Origin of the sequence: Bifidobacterium scardovii JCM 12489 = DSM 13734, assembly GCF_001042635.1 — a bacterium.
Taxonomy (GTDB): Bacteria; Actinomycetota; Actinomycetes; order Actinomycetales; family Bifidobacteriaceae; genus Bifidobacterium; species Bifidobacterium scardovii.
Genome location: NZ_AP012331.1, coordinates 3,121,699 through 3,143,209 on the forward strand (window position 1 = coordinate 3,121,699; position 21,511 = coordinate 3,143,209).

The 21,511-nt window shown below is 63.4% G+C and carries 14 protein-coding genes and 1 tRNA gene; 8 read left to right on the forward strand and 7 right to left on the reverse strand.

Going from position 1 to position 21,511, the window contains the following annotated elements:
- Positions 1-115: 115 nt before the first annotated feature.
- Both BBSC_RS12525 and BBSC_RS12530 read right to left on the reverse strand, forming a co-directional pair.
- The gene (locus BBSC_RS12525) at positions 116-766 is read right to left on the reverse strand and encodes a helix-turn-helix transcriptional regulator (protein WP_033518353.1); all 651 of its coding nucleotides are present in this window, start codon (positions 764-766) and stop codon (positions 116-118) included.
- Entirely contained in the window at positions 747-1,430 is a 684-nt protein-coding gene (locus tag BBSC_RS12530) for a DUF3990 domain-containing protein (protein ID WP_033518354.1), read from the reverse strand. The genes BBSC_RS12525 and BBSC_RS12530 overlap by 20 nt, the downstream gene beginning before the upstream one ends.
- 161 nt (positions 1,431-1,591) lie before the next feature.
- Here BBSC_RS12530 and BBSC_RS12535 point away from each other — a divergent pair, with 161 nt between their 5' ends.
- Positions 1,592-2,437, forward strand: coding sequence for a potassium channel family protein (locus tag BBSC_RS12535; RefSeq protein ID WP_269429202.1), 846 nt, complete (start codon positions 1,592-1,594; stop codon positions 2,435-2,437).
- Positions 2,438-2,788: 351 nt separating this feature from the next.
- Here the strand turns inward: BBSC_RS12535 and BBSC_RS12540 are convergent, their stop codons facing one another.
- From BBSC_RS12540 to BBSC_RS12555, 4 genes are all read right to left on the reverse strand, one after another.
- Positions 2,789-5,914 carry a glycoside hydrolase family 3 C-terminal domain-containing protein gene (locus tag BBSC_RS12540; RefSeq protein WP_033518358.1) on the reverse strand — a complete coding sequence of 1,042 codons (3,126 nt, stop codon included), beginning with the start codon at positions 5,912-5,914 and terminating at the stop codon, positions 2,789-2,791.
- A 183-nt stretch (positions 5,915-6,097) separates the two neighbouring features.
- Positions 6,098-7,402: an ATP-binding protein gene (locus BBSC_RS12965; RefSeq protein ID WP_049183765.1), complete on the reverse strand. Its 1,305-nt coding sequence runs from the start codon at positions 7,400-7,402 to the stop codon at positions 6,098-6,100.
- 10 nt (positions 7,403-7,412) lie between these two features.
- Entirely contained in the window at positions 7,413-8,114 is a 702-nt protein-coding gene (locus tag BBSC_RS12550) for a LytR/AlgR family response regulator transcription factor (RefSeq protein WP_033518360.1), read from the reverse strand.
- Positions 8,115-8,362: 248 nt separating this feature from the next.
- A complete protein-coding gene (locus BBSC_RS12555) occupies positions 8,363-11,227 on the reverse strand; it encodes a beta-glucosidase (RefSeq protein ID WP_033518362.1) in 2,865 nt (954 codons plus the stop codon).
- A gap of 393 nt (positions 11,228-11,620) precedes the next feature.
- Here BBSC_RS12555 and BBSC_RS12560 point away from each other — a divergent pair, with 393 nt between their 5' ends.
- From BBSC_RS12560 to BBSC_RS12590, 7 genes are all read left to right on the forward strand, one after another.
- Complete coding sequence (locus tag BBSC_RS12560) at positions 11,621-13,825, forward strand: serine/threonine-protein kinase (RefSeq protein WP_081893085.1); 2,205 nt, start codon at positions 11,621-11,623, stop codon at positions 13,823-13,825.
- 260 nt (positions 13,826-14,085) lie between these two features.
- Positions 14,086-15,063, forward strand: coding sequence for a DsbA family protein (locus tag BBSC_RS12565; protein ID WP_033518364.1), 978 nt, complete (start codon positions 14,086-14,088; stop codon positions 15,061-15,063).
- Positions 15,064-15,338: 275 nt separating this feature from the next.
- Positions 15,339-15,412: transfer RNA gene (locus BBSC_RS12570), tRNA-Thr, on the forward strand.
- 385 nt (positions 15,413-15,797) lie between these two features.
- Positions 15,798-17,348, forward strand: a complete 1,551-nt coding sequence (locus BBSC_RS12575) for an aggregation-promoting factor C-terminal-like domain-containing protein (RefSeq protein WP_033518366.1) — start codon at positions 15,798-15,800, stop codon at positions 17,346-17,348.
- A 59-nt stretch (positions 17,349-17,407) separates the two neighbouring features.
- Positions 17,408-18,373: a 16S rRNA (adenine(1518)-N(6)/adenine(1519)-N(6))-dimethyltransferase RsmA gene (gene rsmA, locus BBSC_RS12580; RefSeq protein ID WP_081893084.1), complete on the forward strand. Its 966-nt coding sequence runs from the start codon at positions 17,408-17,410 to the stop codon at positions 18,371-18,373.
- 92 nt (positions 18,374-18,465) lie between these two features.
- On the forward strand, positions 18,466-19,347 hold the full coding sequence (locus BBSC_RS12585) for a 4-(cytidine 5'-diphospho)-2-C-methyl-D-erythritol kinase (RefSeq protein ID WP_033518416.1): 882 nt from the start codon (positions 18,466-18,468) through the stop codon (positions 19,345-19,347).
- A gap of 31 nt (positions 19,348-19,378) precedes the next feature.
- Positions 19,379-20,029, forward strand: a complete 651-nt coding sequence (locus BBSC_RS12590) for a LytR C-terminal domain-containing protein (RefSeq protein ID WP_033518368.1) — start codon at positions 19,379-19,381, stop codon at positions 20,027-20,029.
- A 59-nt stretch (positions 20,030-20,088) separates the two neighbouring features.
- Here BBSC_RS12590 and BBSC_RS12595 read toward each other — a convergent pair whose 3' ends face one another.
- Positions 20,089-21,504 carry a CCA tRNA nucleotidyltransferase gene (locus tag BBSC_RS12595; RefSeq protein ID WP_033518369.1) on the reverse strand — a complete coding sequence of 472 codons (1,416 nt, stop codon included), beginning with the start codon at positions 21,502-21,504 and terminating at the stop codon, positions 20,089-20,091.
- Positions 21,505-21,511 lie beyond the last annotated feature (7 nt).

The following is a 21,511-nucleotide window of genomic DNA, read 5'->3' on the forward strand; positions in this document are numbered from 1 at the left end:
AAATTTTTTTGAGAAGTTGCAGGCCACCTACGCCGGCACCATCCGTGTTCTGCCCGGCTGGAAGTGGGCGTTGCGGACGCAATCACCCGCAAACGGATGATTCAATACGGCCGCTCTATGGCTCCAGCAGATCTTCTATGCGGCAGCCGAGCGTGCGGGCCAATGCGAGCACGGTGGAGACGGCGGCTCTACTGAGGTCTTTGCGGCGCTGCTCGTACATTTGGATGGAGCGCAGGGTAACGCCGGAGCGGCGGGCCAGTTCGGATTGGCTGAGTCCGGCGCGCACGCGGATCGCGTGCAGCCGGGCGCTGCCCTCGGTGCGATTACCGGCGGCCCGTTCGTCGTACACGTCGACGAATCGGCTTTCATCGGCTTCGTGCAAAGCCGGGTAAAGTCGCACGATATCGCCGAACGGCAGCACGTCGAGAATGTCCGAGAACCGCACCCCCCTGGCCCATTGGCAGTATGCGAGCACCCAGCCGGCCCAGTATTCGGGGGTTGCGCCAGCGCGCAGTGCGGCTGGCGGCATATCGACAATGCAGGTCCAGCCGGTTTGCCGCATGATTTCGACCACCAGTTCTTCGCCGGACATGCCGCACACGTATTTGGGCGCACCCCACCCGAAGAGCTCGGCCGCATCGGAGGCGACGAAGAAGTCCATGAACAGGCCGGCCGGCAACCCGCAATCGTTCAGCGCATAATCGAACGCGCCGGCCAAGTTGGCCATGGCGTCCGGCAGGTACGTCTCATCGTAGGCGGGGATCATCGTTGGTCACTTTCTCGCGGATGATGTCGCGCATGAACAGGCCGTCGAGATCGGCTTCAGCGCTGTTGCGACGGTAGGCTTCACGAGCCGTGCGGTCGCGTTCGTTGCGCAATACGTGGTAGGTCGAAGCGCGGGCGATTTCGCAGCCTTGGAACCGCAGCGCCGCGAACGCCCGAGGACTGGTGAGTACGATCTGCTTGCCGAGCTCGCCCAATCGCATCGCCTCGGCGAGTTGGTCGAGGGAAATCGCGTTATTGACGAAGGCGCGGGCGAACGAAAAATACGAATCGTCGGCGCGGTAGCCAATGATGGTGTCGGCTTGACTGGTATCCGGCAGAAACACTTGCTTCAGGTACTCGATGCCTTGCGCGGCGACGGCGGTGGTTGGCTGGAAACGACGGTTTTCGACCAGCATGGCCAGCCAGTTCAGGATGGTGTAGGGCGGCTGGGACAGGTCCAGGAAGAGGAGCCCGTCCGTGGTCAACGTGTACCGATTCGCGAAATCGTCATCCAGCCCCACGCATGCCCATTCCTTGGCCAGCTCGATGCTGCGCGTGCAATAGAATCCGCGGCCATAGTCGTTGTTCGGCTTGCCCATCCCGTATTCGGGATGTTTGATGACATGCGAAGAGCCATGCCACAGTTCGATCGATGAGGTCTCCATTGGCCGGCTCCTTATCTCTCGCCTTACATGTTTTCGATCATATCACTACAGTGATAGTCGCAAGGGAGATGAGGAATGAACGACACCGTTGTATACGTTCGCACACAACGCGAAATGCATACGAACGCACACAACACTGACGTCCGGAGTCATATTCCGCAATGGCGCAGCGAACCCGCCACTACAATCGGAATATGGGACTGAAGACGTGGAAGAAGTGGACGGACTGGCCGCTGATGGTGCTGTCTGTGGTGTTCCTGGTGGTGTATTCGTGGGAGATTCTCTCCCGCACGCATATCGCGCTGTGTGAGACCGTCATCAACGCGATCTGGGTGGCGTGCGTCGTCGACTACGTGGTCTCGCTGTGGCTGACCGACGACCGCTGGCAGTGGTTTAAGCACAACCTGTTCACGCTGCTGACCATCGCGCTGCCGATGCTCAGGCCCTTGCGGCTACTGCGTTTGCTGACCGTGCTGCATGTGTTGAACCGCACCTCCGGCATGGCGGTGCGCGGGCGCATCACCGTGTATGCGGTCGGTGCCGGAATGCTCATGTACGTGGGCGCTCTGGCCGTGTATTCCGTGGAACGCGGGGCGTCCGGATCCACGATCACCGATTTCGGCACGGCGTTGTGGTGGGCGTTCGTGACCGTGACGACGGTTGGGTACGGCGATTTCTCGCCGGTCACCTTCCAGGGCAAGATCATCGCGGTGGTGCTCATGTTCACCGGCATCGCGTTGATCGGTATCGTGACGGCCACGCTGGCCTCGTGGATCGTGGATCAGGTCAATCTGGAAGCCGACCGCCGGGAGGATGAACGGGAGAAGGAAGTGGCCAAGGAGGCCGCGCAGGCGACTGTTGCGGCAATCGTGGCGGATGCGGCCGCCCCGAATTCAGCCGCCCCCGCCGCCGTTCCGTCAAGTCCTGAAATCGAGCTATTGCGTGAGGAAATACGCCAGTTGACCGACACCGTGGCCGGCCTGCGCGATGAGCTTGAACGACGCTGACTGGCCGATCGGAAATGGCGGTTCCGGCAGGCGGCCCCGGTGCCGACCGCCACCACCACAGACCGCGGCAGAATCGTTGTTGCCGAAGTCTTCCGCCACGCCCTGCAAGCCATTCCCAGCACTGCTTTTGATTTTTTTTGATAATTTTTATTTTTTTTGATTTTGGCCAGAAGACGAACAAACGCATCCGCCTGGAACCATCGATAGGGCAGTGATGGTTCCAGGCGGATGCGTTGATTACTCAGGCTGGCCGGGAAGACGGAGGAACGATCCCGGCCGGGTAGTCCGATGAGCGTAGCCGCGCCCCCAGTCGACTTCGCCGACAGCCCCACCAGCGGGGGGCTGGCCCGGTCAGGCCTTCACGGAGCTCTTGCGCTTACGCGGCTTCGGCTTGCGGTACGACTCGGGATGGCGCTTTTCGTCGCGGGACCGCAACACCATGCACGCGATCATCAGCACCACCACCAACGCCACGATCGCATCCGCGCCGATCAGCAACTTCTTCCAAGAGCTCAGCGTAAGACGCAGCGTGGAGCCCGGAGTAATACCGTTCATGGCATTCGAGTTGACGGTCATATACGCGATGTTGTGGATGGCGGTGCGCATGGCCGACCGGGCGGTCGCGCTGTCATAATCCGAAGCGTTGTATCCGGGCGCCTGAATCATGTACATATCGGACCCTGCACGCATGATCATATCGCGTTCGGTCTTCGACTTCGACATGAACAGATCAGTCACCACCGCACCATGGAAATTCCACTCGCCGCGCAGCACGTCCGTCAGCAGACCTCGATGGGCAAAGCCCATCACGCCGCCGATGAAGTTCTGCGCCGACATCATGGCCGTCGCGGAGCGAATCGTCTTGGTCTGCCGCTTGCCGTTGCCATCCAGATACGTTTCGGTGCTGCGAGCCTCGGAGACGGCGATCTGGAAAGGCTTGAGGAACAGTTCGCGCACCGCCTGCTCGTTGGCCCATGTGACAAGGCCTTCGGAACGGTAGCTCTCCTGATCGTTGAGCGCAAAGTGTTTGAGATAGCTGAACACGCCCTTGTCGCCGGCGCCACCGATCGCTGCTGCGGCCAGCTTGCCCGACAGCAGGCCATCCTCCGAATAATACTCGTAGACACGGCCGGAGAACGGCGAGCGATGCAGGTTCACCGCAGGGGCGTACCAACCGTTGAGCCCGGCCTGCAGCGCCTCTTCACCCAGGCATTCGCCGACCTGGTGCAGCAGATCCACGTTCCAAGTCGCCGCCATCACATTCGCTCCAGCCCACGAGGAGGCACCATCGATGCTCCAGCCCATGGCGCCATCCTTGTCGACGGTGGCGGGCTTGCCGATCGACAGCACATCCTTGGTCTGATAGGCGGCCATGTACAGCAGCGACTGGATATCGCTCTTATCGCCATTCCAGTCGATTTGGTCGAGCAGCTGATCCCATTTCGGGTCGTCGTAGCTCAAGCCGCGAAGATCAATCAAAGACAGTCCGTTATCGGCGTTGGACGTCGGCTGCTCGGCAGCATAGACCTCGCTGCCTTCCACATTGCCCAGTTTGGAGTCGGTCTGCGGGTCGTAGTTATCCCACCACTCGAACTCGTCAAGCGCCACCTGCGGAGCCTCACCCTTGCGATCCACCGGCGCCGTCGGGAAGGTGCCGGTCCAGTCGGAACGGCTGAGCTGGGTCACCGAATCGTCATCCATATAGGCGTTCAGGGTATTGAATTCGTTGCTTGCCGCCACGTATTCGCCGGATTCGGGCTCATCCGCAAGAGCGCCGTCATCGTCCATGGCGGACTGCGCCTGCTTGTCGGCAGTGGTCGGGTCGTCGCCTTCGAACCACTTGGTCTTCGTAACGGACACGTTGCGCGAGTCGATGACGTCATGCGAATTGTTCTTCAGTTCGACCGCATAGTCGCCGGCTTCCAGCACGTATGCGCCGGTGGTGCCATCCTCATTGGCGTGATGGTAGTCGTAGGATGCCATGTCGTCCTTGTGGAACGTCAGGGTCAGCGTGGCGGATTCACCGGGCTGCAGCTCGTCGGTCTTATCAAATGCGGCAAGCACGGTGGCCGACTTTTCGATCCCGTTGTCACGGTCATAGTCAGTGTAAGATGCGGTGTAATACAGCTGCACCACATCCTTGCCGGCCATATCTCCGGTGTTCGTAACCGTGACCTGCGACTCGATATCGCCATCCCGTTCCGTGAGGGAGTCGAGCGTCTGGCCGAAGGTCGTGTAGCTCAGGCCATAGCCGAACGGGTATGCGACCGCTCCGGCGGTTTTGACGCCGCCTTTGCCATCCAGTTCTCCGTACACGAACCGCGGATCCTCCACGGCTGCGGTCTCGTAATAGCGGTATCCGACGTAAATGCCTTCCTCGTACTCAACGTACGGGCGGTCGATGGTGCCGAAGCCGGCGCCGGGGATGATGTCGCCAAACAACTGGTTGTCGACGAACTGCGCGTTGGTGTACCGGTACTCGCCGAAATTCGCATAGGTCGGATCTTTGGTGAAGTCCGTAGCGTAGATATCGGTCAGTCGGCCGGACGGATTCACCGCACCGCTGAGCACCTTGCCCAGAGAAGCAAAGCCGCGCGACCCTGCGGTTCCCATCCAAACGACGGCATCGGCTTCGAATTCACCGCTCATCAGCGGCGAGACCTCCATCGGATTAGCGGCGTTCAGCACCACGACAACCTTGCCGCACTGTTCCTTGGCGGCACGGATGGTATTCTTCTCGTTCGCGGTCAAGGCCAGATAGTGCGGCGTCCCATCGTCGTAGGCATAGGTGCGCTTGTCAATGCCTTCGGAACCGTTGCGGCGAATGAACACAAGTCCGGTTGTGCCTTCGGCTCCAGCGATCTTCTGATAGATCGATGGATCGTATTCGCGGATACGGGCGGATTCGCCTTTATCCATAACCGCCTGCAGGGAGTTCTTGTCCGCGTCCAACGCGGGTGTGCCGGCTGCGGCATCCGGCGCGGTCGCTTCAGCGGCCTTCATGGCCTCGACGGAGGAGTCGTTGATCGTGAAATGGTCGGACAGGCCCTGTTCGATGGTGACCATATCCTTGTCGGTGGTCGCGGCCGCACCGGTCCCCGAATAGACCGGATTGAGATATCCGTAACCGAACGGCGTCACCATGCTCTTTTCGGCCAATGGAAGCGTGTCATTGTTCTTCAATAGCACGATGCCCTCATCCGCCACTTGCTCGGAGACCTTGTCGCTGGCATCTTTGGCTTCGCTCAGCGAGCCGGTCTCTTTGGCGTTATAGGTCGCATCCCACGATTCGGTGCCGTTTGCCCGGTTCACTTGGATGGTGCCGCCACCGAGGTAGCTGTCCAGCACGCTGGAAAACATGCTGCCCGCCACCGAAAGCGCCACGGCGATCACCGTCAGTACCGAGATAATCGGTATCCATATCCTGCGAAATGTCCGATTGCTCATCCTGAGCTTCGGGGCCTTCTGCGAGGTCATGCTCTTCTCCTGTCTGCAAGGCGACAAGCCGCACAGCCACTATGCCGTGCATGTGTCGCTCCGATCTATCCGACATCACACACGGTATGAAAAGTCGGGTGCAGGCACGGCGGGAAACGCATGGAAGGTCGCGCTCATTGCACGAAATGCATCGGCCCCTCATTCATATGGCAGACTCAGGAATCATTCGGGAAGCGGGAGAATCACCGTCATGGAAAACACGCCATCCTTGCCGGTGATTCGCAGTTCGCCTTGGTATTTGCGCACCTGGTAGGCGATGGAGCGCATGCCGAAACCATGGAATCTCGTGTCGCTTTTGGTGGTGACGGGCAACCCGTCACGCATGGTCAGCTCACCGGCATAATAGTTCTGCTCCTCGCAAATCAGCAGTTTGCCGATCGTCCTGACGGTCAGGCTGATCGTGCGCCGGCCAGGGTCATCAAGCTTGACGGCGCTTTCAATCGCATTGTCGAGTATGTTGCTGAACAATGCGTACAAGTCCGACGCTTCCATGAAATCCAAGGCGTTCCCGTCCACCATGCAGGTCAGCGTGACGGCATTCGCGGAACAGTACAGGCTCTTTTCCGTCAGCAACACATCCATGGCCTCGTTACCGGTGCGGAAGATGGAATCATAGATGCGAATGGAATCCTCCACCTGGCGTATCGATGCATCCGATGGACGTCCATTCGTATCCCGATACAGCGTGGCGATATTCTTGCGGATATCGTGGCATTTGATGTTGATGAGATCAATGTTTTCTTTGGTCAATTCGTAATGTTTCTCCTGCAACCGGTTGATCTGGCGCATCATGCGCAAGTCGTTCTGCAGCCGGTCGTTCGATGACGCAAAGGTCAGCGTCAGCAGACCCAGTACCGTACAAATCGCATCATATACAAAGCACACCATCTGGGAGGAAATAGGCAGCGTCAACACAAAGAACAGGTTGAACGCGATGACCAGCACCAGCAATGCCATGCCACCGCCAACCCACGCGGCGGCATGCCGGACCTTGTCGTCGTCGATATCGAATCGACGCGCGAAACATAGCCATATCACGCCATATACCGCGGCATACACCGCAATGTACATCGCATAATAAGGCGGCGTGAAATAAAACGACGAATCGCCATGACCGCTGCCGATCATCACGAGTTTCATCATGTCATAAGCGATGTGCTGGGTGGCATACCCAGCCGCCACAACCACCAAGGACTCCAGCCATGAGGCTCTCGTCACGATCCTCAACAGCAGAACAACGACCACCACGTGGATGAGGTAATACAGCAGACTCGATGCATAGTCAAAGGCCGTGAATCCGACCAGTCGCTGCGGCATATCCGATGTCGAAAGGCAAGCCAGCACCACGACAAGAGGCAACACCAGCAGACGCCAACTCCTGCGCCAGCCGCAATGGCGCGAGAACAGCACCGTTCCCGCCAACAGTTCGATCATGAAGAAGCCAAAGCGAATATCAAAGTGCAGCATAATCGACTCTTCACCCTCCGTAGTATTCGGCGAGCGCCTGCATGAGGGGCTTGCGCTTGGAGCGGGAGACGGGCAGGGTCTGGCCGTCCACCACGACCGTGTCGCCGGTCACGGCTTTGACCCATTCGAGGTTGACCAGGCAGTAGCGGCTGGCGGCGGCGAAATGCACGGGTTCCAGCAGCGCCGCGGCCTCCTTGAGGCTGCTCCAGACCTTGTAGGCGGTGTCAGCCGTGTGATAGATGACCTCGTGGCCGAGCACTTCGACGTACCGCACGTCGTGCGAGGAGAGGAACTGCGTGCCGGTGCCCACGGTGAGCGGGATGGTGACGCCCTGGCGCTTGGCCACCAAGTCCTCCACCCTGCGCATCTTGAGTGCGAAACCGAAATAATCGATGGGCTTGACGAGGTACCCGATGGCGTCCACGTCATAGCCCACGGCCGCATACTGGGTCATTTTGGTGGTGAAGACGAGCACCACATGATCGTCGATTTCGCGCAGGCGGTGGGCGGTTTCCAGCCCGTCGATGCCGGGCATCTCGACGTCGAGGAACAGGGCGTCGAACCCGGCCTTGTACTCGCCGAGAAAGGTGCCGCCGTCCGCAAAACGGGTGATGCGGTAGGCGTTGCGGTCGGACTGGTAATAGCGGTCGACCATGTTCGCGGTATTGGCGGCATCGGTGTCGTCATCATCCACGATGGCGATGTGGATCATCGGATCCTCCCCTCTTCGCTACGGGACTACGCTACGGGAAGCCGGATAGCCGCTCCCCCTCAGTCACCTTCGGCGACAGCTCCCCTCGCAGAGGGGCGCCAAGGTCTTCTCCACCCAGTTTCGCATATGCGAAGTGGCTCGCCCGGGTCAGGGGCGAGCCACTCGACTATTCGGTTATCGCGGGCCACGGCCGCGCCTCAAGCCAGCAGTCACCGGCCCGCCTTGGAGCGGCTCGGCCCCGCCTTTGCTCAGCCCTTGCGGCGCTTGAGGTAGCGCTGGATGGCGAGGACCTCGAGACCGACAAACAGCACGCCTGCCACGCCCCAGACCACATAGGTGATGGTCTTCCAGATCGGGGTGGCGACCTCGGGCTCGCCCTTCTCGTACAGCCAGCTGTTGGCGGCCGTGTAGAGGATGTTGTGCGAGGCCGTGCGCATCGCCTGCAGCGAAGTGGCGGACTTGTCGGTGATGTGGTTGGACACGTCGGTGGTGGCCAGCATCAGGTCGTTGCCGCCGCGGATGGCGCGGTCGCCGCTCTGGTAGCCGTAGCCGCCGAAGTAATCGGTCAGGACCATGCCGCGGAAGCCCCACTCGTCGCGCAGGACGGTGTTGAGCAGCCCGGAGTGCGATCCGGCCCATTCGATGCCGATGTAGTTGAACGCGCTCATCACCGCTCCGGCACCGCCCTCCTTGACGCTCATCTCGAAGGGCTTCAGGTAGATCTCGCGGATCGACTGCTCGTTGGCCCAGGTGGCGAGCTCGCTCAGTCGGTTGGTCTCCTGGTCGTTGAGCGCGAAGTGCTTCATGAAGGCGTACACACCCTTGGCCTGCGCGCCGGCGACCTGCTGGGAGGCCATGACGCCGGACAGGTAGCCGTCCTCCGAGAAGTACTCGAAGGTGCGGCCGGCGAAGGCGTTGCGGTGGATGTTCATGGCGGGGGCGTACCAGCCGGCGACGTGCATGTCATGGGCCATGTCGCCGATGCCGTCGCCGAACTGGCGGGCCAGATCCTTGTTCCACGTGCAGGCCACGGATGTGGACGACGGGAAGCCGATCGAACCGACGCCGGTGAAGTTGTTGTTGAGCGAGGCGGGGCCGTCCACGTCGGTCAGCGCGATCTTGCCGATGGAGTTCACGGCCTGGGTGCCGTAGCCGCCGAACGCGATCAGCTTGTCCATCTGGTCGAAGGTGAGCTGGTCGAGCAGCTTGTCCCACAGTTCGTCGTCGTAGTCCTTGCCGGTCAGATCGGCCAGACGCACGCCGTTCTTGGCGCCGGTGGTCGGCATCTTGTCGGAGTCGTTGTTCGTCTCGGCGGGATCATAGTTCGACAGGTTGCGGAACTTCGCCTTGTACTCGTCGGGCAGCGTGTAGTTGGTCGGCGCGGCGGTGGCCTCGGCGTAGTTGGCGAACTTGTCGGCGCGGGACAGGTAGGTCACGTTGCCGGCCGTATCGTCGAACGCGTTGGTGGCCACGACGGCGTCGCCGTTGTGCGTGTTGTCCTTGGAGTCGTAGGTGATGGTGTCCTTCACGGTGATCGTCTTCTCGGCGATCGTCGTGTGCGAGTCGGACCGGACGGAGATGCCGTAGTCGCCCTGCTCCAGCACGTACGCCTTGGCGTTCTTGGAATCGTAGGAGGCCATGTCATCGTCGTCGAACTTGATGGACACGGTGGCCGAGGCGCCCGGGTCGAGCAGGTCGGTCTTCTCGAAGGCGACCAGGTTGGCGGAGGCCTTTTCGATGCCGCCGTTGGTGTACGGCGGGTTGTAGTAGACCTCGACGACGTCCTTGCCGGCCTTGTCGCCGGTGTTGGTCACGGTCACGTCGAAGCTCACCTTGCCGCCCGAATAGGTCACGTCGCCCATCTTCTGGTCGAAGGTGGTGTAGCTCAGGCCGTAGCCGAACGGGTACTGCACGTAGTCGGAGTAGTTGATCGAACCCTCGTCGGCCGCGGTCTCCCAGTACTTGTAGCCGACGTAGATGCCCTCGGCATAGTTGACGAACGCCGGGGAGGTCTTGCCCTCCTCGAAGTTCTCGGTGCCGAACTCGCTCATGTTGTCGTACTTGAAGTCGCCGGCGTTGTTGTAGCTCGGCTGGGTGGTCAGGTCCTTGACGAAGGTGTCGGAGGTCTTGCCGGACGGGTTGGTCTCGCCGGCGAGCACGTCGCCGAGCGCCGAGAAACCGGTCTGGCCGGCCGGCGGGCACCACAGCACGGACTTGATCTGCGGGTGCTCGTCGACGAATCCGAGCTCGAAGGTGTTCGCGCCGTTGTAGACCACGGTGACCTTGTCGAAGTTCCTGGTGACCAGATCGACCATGTCCTTCTCGGTCTGGCTCAGCTCCAGGAAGCTCTCGCCGTCCTTGAAGTCCTCATAGGAGTCGGAGTTGTTGGTGTAGGTGATGCCCTTGGCCTTCATGTTCTTCGGCAGGTCGGCGCCCTCGCCGCCCACGCGGGTGATCACGATCATGGCCTCGTCGGAGAACGCCTTGGCCTCGGAGATCAGGGAATCGGAATAATCCGCGGCCGGAACCTCGGGCAGCGTCCAGTCCTGTTTGGCCATCGCCACGACCGGGCGGTCGGAGCGGTAGTCGGTGTACAGCTTGCTCAGGGCGGTGTTGGTCTCGATGCCGGCCTCCTTGAGACCGTCGAGGAGCGATGTGGTCTTGTAGGACTGGTTCATCGATCCGGAGCCGGTGCCGCCGTAGACCGGATTGGTGGATCCCCAGCCGAACACGTTGATCTTCTTGTTGGCCAGCGGCAGGTTGGAATCCTCGTTCTTGAGCATGGTGATCGCCTCGGACTGGATCTCCTTGGCGAGCTTGTTGGCGTTGGAAATGGTGGTTTCGGACAGCGTGTACTTGGTGGCGGTAGCGCTGTTGAGCAGCGAGGCCAGCGGCCCGAACAGCATCATCGACACGGCCACGACGACGGCGACCATGAAGACGAGCCAGGACTCGGAATGGATAAGCTTGCGGGTGCCGACGTTCTTCACCGTCTTCTTGTTGACCCCGATCGTCAACGCCAACGCCAGTACCAGCACAACGCCGATCGCGATCAGCTGCGGCGCTATGGATGCAACGACGTTCCACACGTCGCTCCAATTGATGCTCAGCATCGTTCTCCTCCTTATTGATAACCGCGACATGTGGGGCCGATACCGCATACCGGCCTCGCACCGCGGACACCCGGTACTGCCCTTGCACCGTGTGTCAGCAGGGAATGCATCCGCGAGCTCTCCGTTGGGTCGCCGCGACGGCACATCCTCATGTCGATGATTCAAGACTCCCAGATTTGATGCCGGCCCGTTCCCGGTTGCACTCATCCTGTCATTTCGGACGCATAATCTGCTACCACAGCGGCATGGAACAATCCAGCTCGATTACGCGAACGGCGCTTTTCCGTACGCGAACGGCATGCCGTTCCTCACGCGCCGTCCAGCCGCCATCCCATACATCACGCACATGATCCTCACCTGCTTCCCCGTACGGCATGGCCGCCCGACGCTAGGATGGTGGGTATGAGCGATCTGAACGCGTTGAATCTGGAGCCGGGCAATATCGTTGGCGGATACACGCTGGTTTCGCGCCTGGGGGCCGGCGCGATGGGTTCCGTGTGGCGCGTGCGCGATGACGGCGGCCAGGTGTACGCCATGAAGATCCTGCGCGACTCGCTGGCCGACGACAATGCCACCGCCCAGAACGGCGCGGATGGCGCCGGTGCCGAAATGGACGAGGACGCGCGCGAGCGCCTCACCGCCCGGGAACGGCTGCGCCGCGAGGCCATGGCCCTGAAGAAGGTCAACCATCCGGGCGTGTGCGGCATCGTGGATATGGAGCTGGACGACTCGCTCGCGTTCATCGTTACCGAGCTGATCGAGGGCAAGAATCTGCGCGACGACGTCAAGGCGAACGGCCGGTACACCGGCGACGATCTGGAACGGCTGGCCCGCAAGCTGATCGAGGCGGTGAAGGCCGTGCACGCGGCGGGCATCGTGCACCGCGACATCAAGCCGACGAACGTGATGGTGTCGGCGTCCGGCCCGGTATTGGTGGACTTCGGCATCGCGATGTCCGGCGGGGAAAGCCATGTGACGCGCACCGGACTGGTGATGGGCACTCCGGGGTTCATCGCGCCGGAGATCATCGAAGGCGAGGAGTCCGACGAGACGACCGACTGGTGGTCGACCGCTTCGGTGCTGGCCTTCGCCGCCACCGGGACGCCGGTGTTCGGCACGAAGCCGATGATGGCGGTGCTGGAGCGCGCGGCCGCGGGCAATGCGAACCTGACTGGATTGCCGGCCCGCACCATGGCGGCGTTCCGGGCGGCGCTCGACCCGGATCGGCGCAAGCGGTGCACGCCGGACCAGCTGCTGCACGCGATCGCATTGGACGCGTTGAATCCCTTCGCCTGGCAGGATGCGGAGACGGAGAGCGGCGAAACGGAGGTGGTGCGCCCTTTTGACGATGCCGACCCGGACAACCCCCGGGTCCTGTGGCGGCACGAACCGATCGTGCTCGACCCGCGCATCGCGGACGAGTTGGCCACGCAGACCTTTCCCGAGGCGGGGAACACGGCCGCCATGGCACCGATAGCCCCGACACAGCGGATCGATCCGGGCCAGCCGACGGCATCGCTCCAACGGACCCGGCCCATGTCCACGGCCGACCAGAACAACGCGCCTGCGAATGACGGACCGACGAATGACGAGCCAGCGAACCGCGACCTGCAGGAGACGATGGCGAATCCCGATCTGCGGCCAGCCGTGCAGCGTCTCGCCGGCGGCGATGACGGTACGGCGCCGCCGCCGGCATCGGCACCCACGGCATCCGAAACCGCCGTGCTGCCGGAGGCCACGTCGCCCATGCCCACGGGCACCGCGACATCGGCGCTCCCGACCGCCGCCGCGCCCCTGCCCCCGGCGATTCCGCCCGGAAGCGCGCCTGCGGGGATGCCGGTCATGGGCATCACCCCCGGTGGAGCGCAGGTGGCGGCGCCGTTCATCAACATGGCGGATCTCAAGCGCGGACTGTACCGTTCACGCGGCATGCTGCCGCTCTGGCTGGCCACCGTGCCGCTGGCGGTGCTGGCGGCAGCCAAGCCGGCCGCGGCGGCGCTGGCCGCCATCGCAGTCATGTGGGCGACGCTGTCCGTCGGCTACTCCGTCGAGGCGCAGCTCGAACGCGAGGGCAGGCGCGGCGGCGAGCGCAAGCGCAGCGACGGGCTGCTGCTCGCGGCAAGCCTTCCCTGGCACCTGATCAAGGCGCTGCTCGCCGCCGTATTGCGCGGCGTGCTGATGACGGCCGTGATGGCGCTGATCATCCTGCTGGCAGGCTGGGCCCTCGGCCTGCCGCTGATGCATGTGGACGCCGCGGTCGGACGATGGACGCTGCCGTTGACGCTGGTCGACGACGTGCCGCTGTCGGCCAGCGGTCTGGCGCTGGGATGCGGCGCCGCGATCGGCTGGATACTGGCCGCATTCGCGCCCAACGCCTTGATCATGCGCGTCGGGGCAGGCGCCTTGCGCGGATTGCGACCCGATGCGATGTCGGCCGCGATCCCCCCGGCCGGCGGAGGCGTCTCGCGCCGCGGCGCCGTGCTTCTGATCGTATGGGCCGCATGCACGGTCGCCGCATGTTTCCACGCCGGATTCGCCCCCGTGATAGATTGGTGGCCACTGGCCGGAGATACGCTGCGCAATATCGCGCTACTGTGATCTGCATAACAGGAGTCGCGACTCCCCCGTTCATGGTCACGGCACAAACGATCCGCCCGTCGCGGCTCTCTCGCGACAAGCGATCGCCGGCATACCGCGCAATGACTGGCGACCACCCCGATATCCGGTTCCGCCCGGCGCACGCCCGATACCGGCCGTGTGCGGGAACACCCTGTTCACATACCGTTATGCCCTGAGTGATGCACGCAGCCCCGTCGGTTATCATGGGCGAGATTGTTGGGTGAAAGGACTGTATTCAGATGGCACAGAACCTGAAAAAACAGGCGAAACAGCGGAACCGGGCCGCGCGGCGCGCGGCCGAGGCGGCGGCCGAGCAGGCTGCCGCGGAGCAGGCGGCGAAGGAACGCCGGCAGCAGACCATCATCGGCGGCATCGCCGTGGCGGTGGTGGTCGTGCTGATCGCACTGATCGCGGTCGTTTTCTGGAATTCGCGCCGCGACGCGAACGCCAATGCGAACATGTCGGTCGACGAGGCCTACTCCAAGGTTCAGGCGGTGGAGAACAAGCCGGCTCGCGCCGACAAGCAGGGCGGCATCCTCCTCTCCAACAAGGGGTACGGCCAGAAGGTCGACGGCGTGCCCACGGTCGGCATCTATATGGACTTCATCTGCCCCGGATGCGGCAGCGTCAACCAGCAGCTCGACCCGACGCTGATCAAGCTGGTCAACGCCGGACAGCTCAATCTCGAACTGCACTTCCTGTCGTTCATGGACAGCTATTCGACCGACGAGTACTCCAGCCGCGCCGCGAACGCCGCGCTGTACATCGCCGATCACGACGACGACCCGGACCATCTGCTGTCGTTCGTCTCGAACCTGTACGCCAAGGACTTCCAGCCTTCGGAAGGCAGCGGCTACAAGTCGGTCAGCGACGACAAGCTCAAGGAGCAGGCCACGAAGGCCGGCGTATCCCAGACCGTCGCCGACAAGGCGTTCGGCCGCGACTATCAGGACTGGCTGGACGCGATGAACGTGTACACGCCGAAGCGTTCCGAACTGCTGAACACCTCCGGCACCTACGAGGGCTCGTTCACCACGCCGACCCTGACGATCAACGGCAAGCGCTGGAACCTGAGCGACGTCACCGCGGCCAACATGACGCTCGTCGACGGCTTCCTCGAGTCGGTGGGCCTGAGTTCCGATCAGGTCGGCGTGGAGGGAGCACTGCCGTCGATCGGCGCCGACAAGGACCCGATTTCGGTGATGACTGGCGAGTGATGACCGGCGAGTGACGGCAGGCCCGGCGGAACCGCTGTGAGGCGGGTGCCGGGCCCCGTCTCCCCGCCTCACGGCGTGAGGGTTTTTCGGATTGGCCATCTTGCCGGATACCCCATCATCCCCGGCATAACGGCACGTCGCTCCCCCGATATACGGCGTCAGCGGGGCGCATAGGGGCGCGATCGGGCGGCCGGCGCCACGGCCGTATCGAACGTTCTACATGTGCTGGTATGCTAGTCATTCGTCCGTGGTTCATCATCGTTGACCCACGGTCCGCCTCCTTAGCTCAGATGGCCAGAGCGGCCGCCTTGTAAGCGGCAGGTCGTCGGTTCGATCCCGACAGGAGGCTCGTCGTGCGGAAAAACGGTGTACAGTGTAGGTGTACGTGGTTTGTCTGCGTAACAATAAATGAGACTTACCCTGTGTAAGTGGTCCAGAAGCCTTCCCCCAACTTATGGCTTCTGGCGAGTGGGCAGAGCGTTCCCCCAACCGGCTCTGCCCCTACAAGGGGGCGGGAACATCCCCTTCTCTCCCGCCCCCTTTTTCTTACCCTGATACGCCCCGAACACGGGGCCCTCACTTCCGGGGTTCGGCATCGGATCCTTTCATGGTAGACCGCAAATGTGGGGGTATGGGTGACGGTGGGCCATGCACGGCCTTCGATCCGGCCCTAACCGATACAATGCAACCCGTAGCCCCGTAGCAGCAGCCCGTAGCACGGAAATGAGGAATCGATGATCAGGCGTTGGACCCCGCAGCGATTGGTCATGCTGCGCCGTATTCGCGTCAGCATCTGTGTGGCGACCGTAACGGCGGTCGCGGTCGCCTGCTTCGCGTTTACGGCCCGCAAAACCGTGGCGCTGACCGTCAACGGCGAAACGACGACCGTGACCACATACGCCATGAGCGTCGACCGGCTGCTCGAATCGCAGGGCATCGACGTCAAAACCCATGATCTGGTCGAGTCGACGGCCGGAGGCAACAAGCTCGCCGACCATGCCGTGGTGACCGTGCAGAGCGCCTATCAGACGACCATCACCATCGACGGTCAGAAGGTTCCGTTCTGGACCACGGCCACCAGCGCCGACCAGCTGCTCGGATTCTTCGCGGCGAACGAAGCCGCGGCCGCCAAGGTCACGGTCAACATCAGCAACGTCTACAACAAGCTCACCGGCGGCCTGGTCATCAACGAATCCGGCCCGGTGACCGTGATCGCCGACGGCACCAGTTCGGAGGCGCCGAACGGCAAGCTGCCCGCGGCCTCGATCCTCGACTCCAAGGGCATCACGCTGAACAAGGAGGACCGAGTCAGCGTCGAAAAGGACGGCGACCGGACGATCCTGCGCGTGCAGCGCGTCACGCACGGTCAGGAGACCCGCACGGTGGCGGTGCCGCACGGCACGCAGACGGTCATCGACTCGTCGCTGCAGCCCGGCGAGGCCGTGATCCGCCAGCAGGGCGAGGACGGCGAAACCCAGCAGGTGTACGACGTCACCTATGTGGATGGCGCGGCCGAATCGGAGAACCTGATTTCCGAAACCACGACGAAGATCGCGCTCGACACGGTCGTCGCCGTCGGCCCGGAACAGACGGAATCGGGCAAAGACACCGGAAACGGCAACGCCAGCGCCGGCGACAACACCGACGGCAAGGGCGATGACGGCGCCAACGGCAGCAGCACCGACAGCAAGAAGGACACCGGCAAGACCGACGGCAAGGACACCGGCAAGGACACCGGCAAGGACGCTGCCGGCACGAATACCGGCAACGGCTCGAAGGGCGACGCCGGCAACGACTCCGGGTCGTCATCGGGCAACACCAACGGCGGCAATGCCAGCGGCAACACCGGCAGCGGGTCCACGGGCGATGCGAACGCATCGAACGGAACCGTCAACGATTCGTCCGCCAACGATTCATCCGCCAGCGGCAACACCGGCAGCGGAACATCCGACGGCAGCGCGTCCGCGCGTCTGTGGCGCCCGACCGCGGCCCAAGCCCAGACCTACGCCGCCGGAGCCGCGGCACAGCGGGGCTGGACCGGCAACGAGTGGAACTGCCTGGTCAAGCTGTGGAACCGCGAATCCCGCTGGCTGTGGTACGCGGAAAACCCCTCCGGGGCCTACGGCATCCCGCAGTCCCTGCCCGGCAGCAAAATGGCAGCATTCGGCGCGGATTGGCGCAACGACGCGGCCGTCCAGATCGATTGGGGCCTGTCGTACATCGCGCAGCGCTACGGCAGCCCTTCACAGGCATGGGCGCATTCCGAATCGGCCGGCTGGTATTAGTCGATGATCGGGGAACTCCCTCAGGGAACATCACAGCAGCCAGAGAAGAGAGCAGGAATATGAGCGAGAACACCACCGGCGGGCAGGGACCCGATCCGCGATACACGGCGCCGCAGGGCGGCGCCGCACCGGCGCATGAGTCCGGGCGGCTGCTGGGAGCCTCGGATATCCGGCGCATCGCCGCCGACGCCGGCATCAGCCCAACCAAGAAGTTCGGCCAGAATTTCGTGATCGACCCAGGTACCGTGCGCCGCATCGTGCGCGAGGCCGACGTGACCGCCGACACGCATGTGATGGAGGTCGGCCCGGGGCTCGGCTCGCTCACGCTGGCGATTCTGGAAACCGGCGCGACGATGACCGCCGTGGAGATCGACCCTCCCGTGGCCAAGCGTCTGCCGCGCACCATCGCCGAGTTCATGCCCGAGGCGGCCGAGCGCCTTACCGTCGTCAACCGCGACGCGCTGGCGGTGACCCCCGGCAACGTGCCCGATTTCAATGGGGACGAACGCTTCACGCTGGTGGCGAATCTGCCGTACAATGTGGCGACCCCGATCATCCTGACCCTGCTGGAGCGATTCGACAATCTCAGCTCGTTCCTGGTCATGGTGCAGAAGGAGGTGGCGGACCGCCTGGCGGCGGCCCCCGGCAGCAAGATCTACGGCACGCCAAGCGTGAAGCTCGCCTGGTACGGCACCGCGAAGCGCGTCGGCAACATCGGGCGCAACGTGTTTTGGCCCGCGCCGAACGTCGATTCCGCGCTGGTGCGCTTCGACCGGTATTCGCCGGCCGAACAGGCCGCCGTGGTCGGTTCCGCGGACCGCGAGTCGACGTTCCGCCTGATCGACGCGGCATTCGGCCAGCGCCGCAAGACGCTGCACGCCGCGCTGAAGCGCATGGTGCCGGCGGAAGCGTTCGACGCCGCGCGCATCGACCCGACCCGTCGAGGCGAGACGCTGACGATCGCCGAATTCGCCGCGTTGGCGACGGCCGCGGACGCAGACCACGCTCAGGAGGCCTCGCGATGACCGCGACGCTGCCGATGCCCACCACGATGCCTTCCCGCCACGCGATCGCCCGTCCCGGCGACCCGGCAACGGCAACGGACGCTTCCGGGCGCATGGTCAGCGTCGACGTGCCGGCGAAAACCAACCTGATCCTGCACGTCGGCGCCGCGCACGAGGAATGGGGCGGGCGCCACGAGCTCGACACGGTGTACTGCGGCATCGGCGTCTACGATACGGTCACGCTCACCGCCAAGGAGCCCGGGGCCGGGTTCTCCCTGGATCTCAGTGGAGCGCATCTGGGCAATCTGGCCGCCTCGGCCAGCGATATGCGCCGCAACCATGCGGTTCTGGCGCTGTTCGCCCTAGCCGAGGCCTGCGGGCATGCGCCGGATGTGGCGATCAGTCTGGAAAAACGCATTCCCGTGGCGGCCGGGCTCGGCGGCGGATCGGCGGATGCGGCCGGCACCCTGCTGGGGCTCAATGAGCTGTGGGGGCTGCACTGGCCCCTCGGGCGCCTGCGCCAGGTGGCGGCCGGTCTGGGCGCCGACATGCCGTTCTGCCTGAGTGGCGGGTACGCGCGTGGCCGCGGATTCGGTGAAAGGATCGAGGAGATCACGGAGGGTGACCGGCAGGGGCTGGTCAGCCGCGGATTCGCCGGCATGGCGCTGATCGGCGCGTATCGCGACGAACTGAGCACGCCGCAGGTGTATGCCGAGTTCGACCGTCTTGGCGCCTCGCCCGACAGCGACAATCACCTGCAGCGCGCCGCGATCGCGCTGCATCCGCGTTCCGGTCAGGCCATTCACGAGGCCCGGTTGGCCGGGGCATCTCAGGCGTTGGTATCCGGATCCGGGCCGTCCGTCGTGGCGTTCGTGCCGGATGATCGGGTGGCGGCGGCCGTGCGGCGGGCATGGACCGAGTCGGGGGCGGTCGACCGCATCATCGCCGCGCAAACCCCTGCAACGCCGGCCATCCGCGTCAGCCAGTGCCGGTAAGGTTATAGCAGTCGAAATCGGAGGAACAGGGATGGCGGAATCTTACGACGAACGGGCGGCACGCAAGGCCTATATGCGCAGGCGTCAGCGGCTGGTGTTCTCCATCACCGGCATGGTGATGGCTGTGGCGCTGGTGATCTCGCTGCTGTTCTACTACAACGTGTTCGGCCTCGGTCTGGTCAAAACCGCCACCGTGCTGCCGAATTACGGCGTCACCGCACCGTGCGCCCCGACGGATGCCGACGGCAAGACCATCAAGTACACGGACAACAAGAGCGTCAGCATCCGCGTGCTCAACGGCACCCCCTCCTTCGGCTTCGCCAGCGCCGTGGCCGAAGCGCTGGAGAACCGCAACTTCCCCCAGCCGCAGGTCGACAACTACTCCAGCAAGAAGGTGGAGCGCACCACCATCTACTTCGGCAAGAACGCCATCGCGCAGGCCTACACGCTGAACTCGAACTTCACCGACACGATGATGGTGATGGACGACCGTGAGGACATGCTCATCGACGTCGTGCTGGGCGCCACGTTCAACGATCTCGCGGACAAGAAGGACGTGCCCGGCACCAACGACACAATCGTCAACATCAAAGGCTGCGTGCCCGCCGACAAGATGATCAACCTGCCGAAGGCGATCAAGCACACGCCGGTGAACAACACGGATCCAAACGCCCAGCAGTAAGGCTGCAAGCAGGATTCAGGAATTCGCAATGCGTCGGCGCCGAATCGCGGCGCCGACGCTCACCGCTGCCCCGCGTACCAGCGCTTCAGCTCGGCCACCGCGACGTCATGATCGACCGGCCCGTTGTCAAGCCGGTATTCAAGCATGTGCTTGTAGGCGCGCCCGACCATCGGCCCGGGTTCCAAGCCGAGCAGCTCCATGATCTCGTTGCCGTCCACATCGGGGCGGATCGCGTCGAAATCCTCCTTCTGCTTGAGGTCGCGCACGCGCTGTTCCATCTCGTCCATCGCCGAGGCGAACACCATGGCCTTGCGGCGGTTCTGCGTGGTCGCGTCGGCGCGCGTCAGCCGGTTCAGGCGCTCGTAGAGCGGCCCCGCATCCTTGACATAGCGCCGCACCGCGGAATCGGTCCACGGCTCGTCCACATAGCCGTGGAACCGCAGATGCAGATTGACCAGCTCGCTCACGTCCTCGACCATATGGTGGTCAAAGTGCAGCGCCTTGAGCCGCTTGCGCGTCATCTTCGCCCCGACCGCGTCGTGGTGGTGGAAGCTCACCTTGCCGCCCGGCTCGAAGCGGCGCGTGCGCGGCTTGCCGATATCGTGCATGATCGCGGCGAGGCGCAAGGTCAGGTCCGGCGCCGGCACCGGGCCGTCCGGGCCGGTCTCCAGCGCCACCGCGCGGTCCAGCACGGTCATCGTGTGCTCGAACACGTCCTTGTGGCGGTGGTGCTCGTCGATCTCCAGCTGCAGAGCCGGAATCTCCGGGAACACGATGTCGGCAAGACCCGATTCGACCAACTCCTCGATGCCGGCGCGCGGGCGGTCGGACAGCATGAGCTTGACCAGCTCGTCGCGCACGCGCTCGGCGGATACGATGTCGATGCGATCGGCCATGTCGGAGATCGCCTCGGCGGTGTCCGGAGCGATGCGGAACCCCAGCTGCGCGACGAAACGCACGGCACGCATCATGCGCAGCGGATCGTCGTCGAAGGACTGCCTCGGGTCGACCGGCGTGCGCAGCACGCCTTTGGCGAGATCGTTCGCCCCGCCGAACGGATCGACGAATTCGAGGTCGGGCACGCGCAACGCCATCGCGTTGACGGTGAAATCGCGGCGCGACAGGTCGCCCTCCAGCGTGTCGCCGTAGTTCACCTCGGGCTTGCGCGAATCGGGATCATACGTGTCGGACCGGTATGTGGTGATCTCCACCTGCACCTCGGTGCCGTCGGCGCGCCGGCGCATGGCCCCGAGCGTGCCGAACTTGCGGCCCATATCCCAGAACCCGTCATGGCCCCACCGCTTGAGGATCGGTTCGAACTCGTCGGGACGCGCCGATGTGCAGAAATCCAGATCGTGCGATTTTCTGTGCAGCAGCAAATCGCGCACCGGTCCTCCGACCAATGCCAGTTCATACCCTCGTTCGGCGAACAAACGCCCCAATTCAATGGCCTCAGGCCACACCTCGAAGTCCACTGCCACC

Bases quoted from the DNA above. Each gene is read 5' to 3' on its own strand.
- BBSC_RS12540 (WP_033518358.1), bottom strand. From the start codon at position 5,914: ATGACCTCGCAGAAGGCCCCGAAGCTCAGGATGAGCAATCGGACATTT.
- BBSC_RS12535 (WP_269429202.1), top strand. From the start codon at position 1,592: ATGGCGCAGCGAACCCGCCACTACAATCGGAATATGGGACTGAAGACG.
- BBSC_RS12585 (WP_033518416.1), top strand. From the start codon at position 18,466: ATGGTCAGCGTCGACGTGCCGGCGAAAACCAACCTGATCCTGCACGTC.
- BBSC_RS12555 (WP_033518362.1), bottom strand. From the start codon at position 11,227: ATGCTGAGCATCAATTGGAGCGACGTGTGGAACGTCGTTGCATCCATA.
- BBSC_RS12530 (WP_033518354.1), bottom strand. From the start codon at position 1,430: ATGGAGACCTCATCGATCGAACTGTGGCATGGCTCTTCGCATGTCATC.
- BBSC_RS12565 (WP_033518364.1), top strand. From the start codon at position 14,086: ATGGCACAGAACCTGAAAAAACAGGCGAAACAGCGGAACCGGGCCGCG.
- rsmA (WP_081893084.1), top strand. From the start codon at position 17,408: ATGAGCGAGAACACCACCGGCGGGCAGGGACCCGATCCGCGATACACG.
- BBSC_RS12590 (WP_033518368.1), top strand. From the start codon at position 19,379: ATGGCGGAATCTTACGACGAACGGGCGGCACGCAAGGCCTATATGCGC.
- BBSC_RS12965 (WP_049183765.1), bottom strand. From the start codon at position 7,402: ATGCTGCACTTTGATATTCGCTTTGGCTTCTTCATGATCGAACTGTTG.
- BBSC_RS12550 (WP_033518360.1), bottom strand. From the start codon at position 8,114: ATGATCCACATCGCCATCGTGGATGATGACGACACCGATGCCGCCAAT.
- BBSC_RS12560 (WP_081893085.1), top strand. From the start codon at position 11,621: ATGGTGGGTATGAGCGATCTGAACGCGTTGAATCTGGAGCCGGGCAAT.
- BBSC_RS12575 (WP_033518366.1), top strand. From the start codon at position 15,798: ATGATCAGGCGTTGGACCCCGCAGCGATTGGTCATGCTGCGCCGTATT.
- BBSC_RS12525 (WP_033518353.1), bottom strand. From the start codon at position 766: ATGATCCCCGCCTACGATGAGACGTACCTGCCGGACGCCATGGCCAAC.